The following is an 8884-nucleotide window of genomic DNA, read 5'->3' as shown; positions in this document are numbered from 1 at the left end:
CCTACTCCGCAGGAACGACGCGCCGACGCTACGCGTCGGTACCCGTCTCCGCTCCGCGGAGACCGCCAGGTCCCTCCGGGACCGGTTGATCCGCTCCGCGGATCAGAGGTGTGGCCCGATCGCTCCGCGATCGGGCCCGGCTTGGTTTTCCTTTGCAGGCTGACTGTATTCAAGGTGAGTTGAGGGACCGTCCACTCCGTGGCCGGCCCTGGCCGACTGGGGAACCCAGCTGTCCCGTCCGCCTCCTATTGGTGCCTCGTCAGATAGGCGAACAAGGCAAGCGGTTATCGGGGGTGCTTCCTTGGTTTCAAAACTATGGAAGATTTGAGTTCGGGGTCTCCCCCGCCATCGGCTCTCGCCTGGTGCCCGCAGAACCGGCTTCAGCCCGCATGGGAGGTTGACCATTTCTCAGTATGTGGCCGGGCCGGTCGGGAGTCGCACCGCCACTGCCAGGAATTGGGGTGCGACGACGGCATGTTCCCACCTGATCGGAAGCCTTGACGGGGGAGGGCGGGAAGCGCGCCATAATGCTCGTGCAACGGGAGGGGTTGTATGAGTGCGTCGTTCTCTCACCAATTCAACGTGCAGGCGGTCGCAGCGGAAGGTGGGTCCGCCCAGTTCGGGACGAACGTGCTCACTGGTCTCGTCGATGGGATCGACACGTTCCGGCACGAGTTGGAGCGGAAGCGTCGATCACGCAGCCTGGGGCCCGGGATGCTCGGGGCGTTCTTGTGGGTGGACGACGCTGAACTGCTGTGCCGGATCGCCGAGTTCTTGTCCGCGTGCGTGGTGGTCCCAGCAAGCAGCCGCGGGGCCCGCGTTCCCTGGAGAATCTGCAAAGGGTAGCCGATGCGGTGAAGGACGCGGTCGGCTTCCCTGCTCGGGCCCTGCCTCATCTGGAGGGACTGCGCCTCCATGAGGACGGCGCGGCACCAGTACTCGGTCCCGGCTCAGCGTCACCGGACATCCAGTGGCCCGCGCTGCGCAGCCTCGGCTACCGCAAGGCCGGAGATCATCTCGTTCCTATCCTGCACACCAAGATGTTGCTGCTAGGTGAGCTCTGGTGGCACGACGAGGACGGATCGGGCACGGTAGCCGACGTCTTCGGGTTCAGGCCCAGCCGGCTGTGGCTGGGGAGCGCCAACGGCACGGAAAGTTCCCGTCGTAGCCTGGAGTTCGGGCTGTGGACACAGGATCCCGGCCTTATGGAGGCGGCACAGAAGTTCCTGGTCGAGGTGGTGGCCCAGTCCGAGGAGCTGGATCCGGACAGCAACACCCTGACTCCGGACCTGGTCGAACCGGACTACGACGACGAGGAGATGTGGGAGGCGTACACCGCGCTCGCCGACGACGCACCCGTCCACCGATGAAGAACGCGAGAGCCTGTTCGATCACGTGCGCCGTGAACTCGTTCCCTGCCTAGAACGGCGGGTAGACGACTGGGCCTACGAGTTCAATGGCGACACAGACAACGACCCCGTCGATGACGCACTGTTCTGGTACAGCCAAGCCTTTGAGCGACGACTAGACAATCGCACAGCCGGTGAGTTCGACCGCGCGCGCGACATCTACCAACAGGTCCGCGAGGAGCCGGACGAAGCCCCCCGCGGCGGGGCTCCCGGCCCCGCCCCCTACCGACGGGAGACCCCGCAGAGCACCCAACCGATTCCAGAACAGCGCAGTCTTTTCGACGACATCGACCGCTGATAGAAGGCCAGAACGCCCATCATGGACCCCGCCTGCGCAGCGTTCCCTTGGTTTCCGCCACGCTCTGCAACAAGACCCATGCCATGACACCGCTCCCCAGCCGATCACGCGGGGCAGCACGAAGTACAAGGACTGGCGACCGAGTTGCGCTCGGCGGCCGGTCCTCACCCGTTCTCGGGCTCGGTGGTGCCAGGAGCGGAGATTGCCTCGATGCCGTACTCGGCGAGGGTCGCGGTCAGCATCTGCGTCTGGCCGGGCGGGAGTTGCCCGGCGTTCAGCCTGGTGCGGGCCTTGGCGAGCCAGGGGCCGATCATGACGCGTTCACCGTCGACCTCCATCCACTCGCGGGCGCCGGGGGTGCGTCCCCAGCGCTCGACGAACAGGCCGAGGATCCGCGCGGTCTGGGCGAAGGTGCGCCGCCTCGGGGCGCCGGTGCTGGGGGGAGCCTGGTCGGGGGTGAGGCCGATCCGGGTGAGTAGGTCGCGCTGCCCGGGGGCGAGGTGGGTCCAGGTGGTGAATTGGCGGTGCAGCCAGCTGCCGGCCTTCACCGTTCCGATGACCGTGTCGCGGGTCAGGGTGGCGGGGTGGGTGCCAGCTTCAATGTGGCGGCGGATGACGTGGTACTTGCGGTGCCAGTCGGGGCCGTGCGGGAGTTTCCAGTCCGGGTCAAGGACGGTGAGTTCGGCGTCGCGGGCAGGGGCGAGACGGCCGTTGCGGGCGGCGGTGCGCTGGTCGGCGAGGAACTGGCCACCGGGCTGGTGGGCGGGGACGGCGAGGTGGCCGTACTCGGCGTGGAAGGCCTCGACGGTGGCCATGTGACCCTGCCAGAGGGCCTCGTGCTCGTCCCAGACCATGCCGAGCGCCTCCAGCTCGGCGATCCACGCCGCATCGAGGGCGCCCGCGCGGCAGGCGGTGCGCTGGCCTGTGATGAAGGAGCCCAGCCGATAGCCGTAGGCGTCCTCGTAGTCGGCGGGCACCCGCAGGTGGCCGTGTTCGGCGTGGTAGCGGATGGCGGCGGCGAGACCGGCGCGGCGGGGGGCGGACAGGACGGCGCCGCTGGAGGGCCACACCAGCAGGTCGAGGGCGCGGGCGATCGCCGAAGGGTCGAGGGTGTGGTCGAAGCGGAAGCGGCGGGTGATGTAGGTGTGGGAGTCGCGGGCGGGGTGCTGGTTCTTGGCCCGTGGGGCGCGGGCGGCGATGGTCTGGTCGTGGTGGCGTAGGGCGGCGGTGACCAGCCAGAGGGCTTGGTAGGGGGTGCCGAGGAGGTCGGTGGGGTCGGTGCCGGGCGGGATGTAGGCCGGGATGACGAGGCTGGCCGTCTTCGTCTTGAGGGTGGGGGGTTTGCGTAGGGCGCGGCCGAGGGCTTGGACGATGCGGCGGACGCTGGCGGTGCGGTCGGCGAAGACGACGCCGTCGACGGCGGGCAGGTCAACGCCTTCGCCAAGGATCTTGGCGTTGGCCAGTACTCCCCGCTCGGCGTCGGTGAAGCGGGCGATGATGTCGGCGCGCCGGTGGGGGCTGTGGGTGCCGTCGATGGACTGCACGACGGTCTCGCGCGCCCAGTCGGGGCGCAGTTCGTCGGGGAGGGTGTGCAGGGTATGGGCGAACTGGCGGGCGAAGTCGGCGGCGTCGGCGATCTGCTGGAAGTAGACGAACACGTGCTGCAGGTCTTGCTCGCGCATGGCTTTGAGGATGGCCAGGTGCAGGGCGGTGGTGCGGCGCGCGGTGGGCCCGGCTTGCGGATCGGTGAGTGCGGTGCGTAGTTCGGTGTCGGTGACGGTGGGGACGACGAGTTGGTAGTCGGCCAGGACGCCGTCGTCGATGGCGTCGGCGTGGGAGTAGGTGTGTAGGCGGGGGCCGAAGATCTTCGGTTGGTCCATGGTCGCCAGCAGGGATGGGTCGTCCCAGGCGGGTGCGGTGGCGGTGGTGCGCTTGGGTTGCGCCCTGGTGGTGGGGGGCTCGGTCAGGCGGGGGGCTTCCCACACGTACGGGGTGGCGGTGAGGTAGAGGCGTCTCTCGGCAGGGATGCGCTCGTTGTCGTGCAGCCCGGTCCAGTTCTTCTCCCAGGTGCCGGCCGTGGCGTGGGCTTCGTCCACGATCAGCAGGCCGAAGAGGGGGGCGGGGAAGATTGCGGAGTGCTGGGCCTCTTCGATCTTGGACAGCGAGTCGTAGGTGAAGAACACGGTCGCTTTGGGGTGGCGGGCGAGCCAGTAGGCCAGGTACTCCCCTGCGTTGGCCGAGTCGACTTCGGCCTCGGCGAGGAGCGGGTGGGAGGCGGCGCGCAGCGAGGAGACGGTGATCATCGGCTCGCGGCGGCCGTCTGCGCGGGCGGCCGCCGCCCACTGTGCGACCAGGTCCAGGCTGGGCACCGCCACCGCCAGGTGCCGCACGCCGAGTTCCTCGGCTACGCGCAGTGCGAAGAGAGTCTTGCCGGTGCCGCAGGCCGAGACGGCGTGCCCACGGGTGCGCGGGCGGCGCAGGTGGCGGACCGTTTTGGCGAGGCCCTCCTGCTGGTCCGTGCGCAGGACCAGACGCCCGGTGTGTTCTGTGGCGGTGGGGCTGGCGGTCATCGCGCGGTTCCTCGGTATACGTGAGGGGCTGGCTCGCTTCATTCTCGCGTACAGCAGGGGTGCGGCGCAGTGTCTCTGCTCTGGCGGGGGCGCGCTGAGAGCCATGCGCGCCCCGTGATCGGTGTTCGGGGTCGGGCTTTCTCCGCTTGGTTTCAGGCAGCCCGGCGGAAGGCTGTCTTGCGTGCCGTGGGCAGGCGTAGAAGGTCTTGCAGGGGCGTGCCGTGTTCGGCCCACCGGCGCAGGCGGTCCCGGTCGACCCAGTGCACCTGGTGGCGTTCGCCCCATGTTTTGGCGTCCCGGGTGAAGGAGCCGTTGGTGACCACGACTGCGGTATCGGCTCCGTGCGCGGGGCCTGCGGTTCCTTTGACCTGGTACATCACTGAGGAGCCGACTTTGCCGGCGACGGTGGTGTGCTTGGCCTGCAGGACGATTCTGCCGCGCTGGCGGTCCTCGCCGATGACGTCGGCGGCTTGGTCTCCTTGTCGGCCGACCTGCCGTGCGTTCCAGCCGTCCCGGAGAAGCAGATCACGTAGTGCGAATTCGAAAGCCCGGTCGTCCATGGCGTCGAGCTGTGCGAGCGTGATCCTCAGCCGGGCCAACGTCTCGGCCCGCATCTTCCGGGCCCGTGCCGCACGCATGAGCCGCCAGGCTGCGTACCCGAGGGCGAGAGCCGCAAGGAGGGCGAGCAACGGCCAGACGCGGACGGCTGCCTGCCAAGTGGCTGTGACGATCTTGGCCAGCAGCCAGAGTACGGCGCAAGCGACGGCCGCGGCCGCGGCCTGTTCCTTGCCGCCGCGGGGTGGGCGCAGCCGGGGTGAGCGGCGGGGCATCAGCGGCCCACGCTCGCTGGTACTGATGGTGTAGGGGTTTGCGGCGTTTTCGGGGATGCCTCTCCGAAGCCGATGAGCTGGCTCCATAGCCACACCACCGCGACCAGCCCTGCGATCGACCAGCCGCTCAGTTTCTTCGCGCTCGGGCGGGGTTTGCGCCGGTAATGACTTCGCACCTTGTAGTAGCCCTCGGGCGGCTTCGCCACTGCTTCCTCCTCCGTGTCGTCAGGCCGCCAACTGCGGTCTGATCTCTGGGAATTGGTGTAGCAGCGGGCACTGACAAATCCGCCGGTTTGATCAGTGGAAGCCATGGCATGGCCTCGAAAACCCGCCGTGATGCGGGCATGCGTCCGGCGGTGTTTCGAACATGCGGGACAGCAGTCCTCGGGCCTGCGGAAACCCCTGTCATGCGGACTGGACTGGCGTGTACTGGTACGGCTCTGGTGGCCGATGCGAGTGCTCACGCACCGCAGTGCTCTGTTTCCAACACTTCGATCACATTCAGAAATGGCATGAAGCAATACGTGTTCGATGCGATCCGTCTGAGAGGCAGGCGGCTGCCTTCAGGGGATGTGCGGCTTTCGACGCGGGGGCGCTGTGGGGCTGCCTTTCTCGGCGGGGGCCGAGGGGGCTATGGGCAGCCCCGCGGTTGTGGCTACGCCTTGGCCCCACGGCGGACTGGAGATCGGCAGGTGTCCGTGGCCTGGGGCCCTGCGTTCTGGTCGGCGAGGGCCGTGGACGGGTCCGGCGTCCATCGTGCGGTCATTCGGCCGCTTCGGTCAGGTGGGTGAGGGTGGAGCCGTCGATGTGCTTGGCGATGTGCAGGCGCTGGGTGATGCGGCGGCGCAGTTCGGGGACGTGGCTGATGAGTCCGACGGTGCGGTCGTGGGCGCGTAGGGAGTCCAGGACGTCGAGGACTTGGTGGAGGGTGTCTTCGTCGAGGGTGCCGAAGCCTTCGTCGATGAAGAGGGTGTCCAGTGCCTGGCCGCCTGCTTCGGCGGTGACGATGTCGGCCAGGCCCAGGGCGAGGGCCAGGGAGACGTAGAAGGATTCGCCGCCGGAGAGGGTGTCGGTGTGGCGTTTGTGTCCGCTCCAGGCGTCGAGGACCTTGAGGTCCAGGCCTGATTTGGCGCCTCGGGCGGCTCTGTCGTCGGAGTGGACGAGGGTGAAGCGGTGGTGGGACATGCGTGACAGGCGGGTGTTGGCGGCGTCGACGACGTCTTCGAGACGGGCTGCCAGGACGTAGGACTCCAGTTGCATGCGGAGCTGGTTGCTGGGTGAGCCGCCGCTGATGAGGCCGTGGAGGTGATCGACGGTGCGGTAGGTGTCCTCGAGGGGTTCCAGCCGCTGGATCTGGGTGTCCAGCTGAGCGGTGAGGGCGGCCAGGGCGGTTGCGCGGTCGGCGGCCTGGGTGGCGAGGGCTGCCGTGCGGGAGTGGGTTGTGGTGGCGGTGTTCAGTTCGGTGACGGCGTGCTCGAGGTCGGCTGGTGGCTGGGTGATGGCTGCCTGCAGTTCGGGTTCGGCGAGCCGGGCGGTCAATACGAGGCACTGTTCACGCCAGTGGGTGATTTGGCTCTCGATCGCGGTGAGTTCGTCGTCGGGCAGGCGGGCGGCCGAGGCTTCGGCCGGGGAAGTGAAGCCTGCCGCGTGCGCTGCCTGCTCCGCGAGAGCGGCGGCGCTGTGGCGGCTTGCGGCGGTTGCTGTCACGGTGGCCGCGCACACGGCGGCGGCCTCGAGGCGGCCGGCGTGCTGGGTGAGGTCGGTGATGCGGTTGGCGAGTGTGGCGTGCCCGTTGAGGGCGGTTGCCAGGCGGTGGGTGAGCTCTTCGCGCTGAGTGTGCAGGCTGTCGTAGGTGGCGTCGGCGGCGCCCAGGCGTGCGGTTGCGGTGTTGCGGGTGTGCTCGGTTTCGGCCTGTTCCTTTTCCAGGAGGGCGAGTTGTTCGCCGGCCGGTCCGGCGTCGGATGCCTGGGAGAGGGCGTCGGCGAGGTGTTGTTCGAGGGCGGTGCGGTGGGCGGTGAGGTCGGCGAGGGGGGTGTCGCCGCCGGCTTCACCGCGTGCTGTAGCGGCCTGTTCGTTCAGCTGGGCCAGGGCCTCTTTGGCCGTGTTCTCGCTCTGCTGGGCGCGGGTGTGGGCGGCTTCGGCAGCCTGTTCGTCGGCGGCGGTGGGCTGGCCGGGCTGGGCAGTGGCGGGTGCGGGGTGGGTGGGGGAACCGCATACGGGGCAGTCTTCGCCGTCGACGAGCCGGCCGGCTAGCTCGGCGACGATGCCGTCCGTGCGACGGCGCCGAATGTCGATGTACGTTTTCGCGGCTTGCTCGGAGTCATTCTCGGCCTGGCTGAGGACTTTGTGGGCGGCGCTGATCTGCTGGTCGAGGGCGTCACGGCGTCTGGCGGCTTCCAGCTGTTTTTCGACGAGGTTGAGGGTGGGGGTGAGTTCGCGGCTGGTCTCCTGTGCGCTGCGGGCGTCTTCCAGGCGTGCGGCAAGGTCGGCGCGGTGTTGCGGAAGGGTGTTGAGCCGTTCCTGGGCGTCGGTGAGGGTTTCGGTGAGTTGCCGGCGCTCGCGGTCGAGTGCGTCCAGTTCTGCCGTGTGGCGCTGGAGGGTGGCCTCGTCGGGCAGCAGCGCCTGGACGGCGCCGGTGTCGGCGTGCAGTTGCTGCGCGGCGTGAGTGAGGGCGGCGGCGTCGAGTGATGCGTGTTCGGGCAGCAGAAGGGCGCGGGCGCGGCTGTCGTCGTCCAGGGCACGGGTGTGCTCGAGGTCGGCGGTGTGTGCGGTCTCCAGGACGGATTGCAGTTGCTGGGCTTTCACGGCGCGCTCGCGGCGGTTGGCGAGGCGGTCGTGGTGGGCGGTCTGCTCGTGGAGCAGGCCGAGGTCGTGTGCGGTGGTGCGGTGGGTCTGCTGGAGACGGTGGAGGTCGCGGACGGCCTGTTCTGCGATCCGGGCGTGCGCCAGCTGCTGCTCGGCGGTCTCGGCGGCGGTGGTTGCGGCGTCTTGGAGGGTGAGGGCCTGGCGGTGCAGGGTGCTGGCCCAGGCGCGGGCGGGTGCGGTGAGGGTGGCGGGGTCGTCGGCCCGAGGGGCGTGTTGGGCGGGTTCGAGGTCGTCGCCGGCTGCCTGCTGGATGCGTTCGGCCAGGCGCAGGACGTCGGCGCGGGCCTCGTCGCGCGTCTTCGCGGTGAGCGTTTTGCGGGTGGCGAGGAATTCTTCGATGAGGCCGAAGCGGCGGGTGCCGAAGAGGGTGCCGAGCAGGACCCGGCGTTCAGATGCATCGGCGCGCAGGAACTTGGTGAACTCGTTCTGCGGGAGCAGGACGACCTGGCAGAACTGCTGCCGGGTCAGGCGCAGGAGGGACTTGATCTCTTCTGCCGCTTCCTTGTGGGACTTGATGACGCCTTCCCACCGGCCGTGTCCGTGTTCGTCGAGGACCCACTGGTGCAGGTAGGTTTCGGCCTTCTGGCCGACGAGTTCTGCGCTGTTGCGCAGGTGGGGTCGCTTCTGGGCGGGGATCCTGCGGATCTGCAGGCGCTTGCCGGCCAGGGTTACTTCCAGGGTCACTTCGGTCAGCAGGTCTGCGGGAGCGTGATCGCTGCGCAGCCGCATGTTGCGTTCGTGAGGCGGCAGGCCGTAGAGGGCGAAGCAGATGGCGGCGAACAGGGTGCTCTTGCCGGCGCCGGTGTCGCCGTGCAGCAGGAACAGGCCGTCGGCGGACAGGGCGTCGAAGTCGACGGCGTGGCGGCGGGCGAAGGGGCCGAAGGCCTGCAGGTGCAGGGAGTGCAGACGCAT

At 68.9% G+C, this 8884-nt stretch carries 5 protein-coding genes; 2 read left to right on the top strand and 3 right to left on the bottom strand.

What is annotated here, in order from left to right; genetic code table 11:
- Window positions 1-854: 854 nt before the first annotated feature.
- Together ACIQ9G_RS10205 and ACIQ9G_RS10200 are read left to right on the top strand one after the other, a co-directional pair.
- Window positions 855-1370, top strand: a complete 516-nt coding sequence (locus ACIQ9G_RS10205; RefSeq protein ID WP_403607888.1) for a hypothetical protein — start codon at window positions 855-857, stop codon at window positions 1368-1370.
- A 25-nt stretch (window positions 1371-1395) separates the two neighbouring features.
- Entirely contained in the window at window positions 1396-1707 is a 312-nt protein-coding gene (locus ACIQ9G_RS10200; protein ID WP_403607886.1) for a hypothetical protein, read from the top strand.
- Between the two features lie 164 nt (window positions 1708-1871).
- On the opposite strand, the gene ACIQ9G_RS10195 is transcribed toward ACIQ9G_RS10200, so the two are convergent.
- The 3 genes from ACIQ9G_RS10195 to ACIQ9G_RS10185 all read right to left on the bottom strand — a co-directional run bounded on the left by ACIQ9G_RS10195 (window position 1872) and on the right by ACIQ9G_RS10185 (window position 8884).
- Window positions 1872-4277 carry a Helicase associated domain protein gene (locus ACIQ9G_RS10195; protein ID WP_403607884.1) on the bottom strand — a complete coding sequence of 802 codons (2406 nt, stop codon included), beginning with the start codon at window positions 4275-4277 and terminating at the stop codon, window positions 1872-1874.
- A gap of 152 nt (window positions 4278-4429) precedes the next feature.
- A complete protein-coding gene (locus ACIQ9G_RS10190) occupies window positions 4430-5107 on the bottom strand; it encodes a restriction endonuclease (protein WP_403607967.1) in 678 nt (225 codons plus the stop codon).
- A gap of 762 nt (window positions 5108-5869) precedes the next feature.
- A complete protein-coding gene (locus ACIQ9G_RS10185) occupies window positions 5870-8884 on the bottom strand; it encodes an AAA family ATPase (protein WP_403607882.1) in 3015 nt (1004 codons plus the stop codon).

The organism is Streptomyces sp. NPDC096152 (assembly GCF_044763235.1).
In the GTDB taxonomy this organism is placed as follows: Bacteria; Actinomycetota; Actinomycetes; order Streptomycetales; family Streptomycetaceae; genus Streptomyces.
The sequence above is the reverse complement of the archived record's forward strand: the minus strand, read 5'-3'. Positions and strand labels throughout refer to the sequence as shown.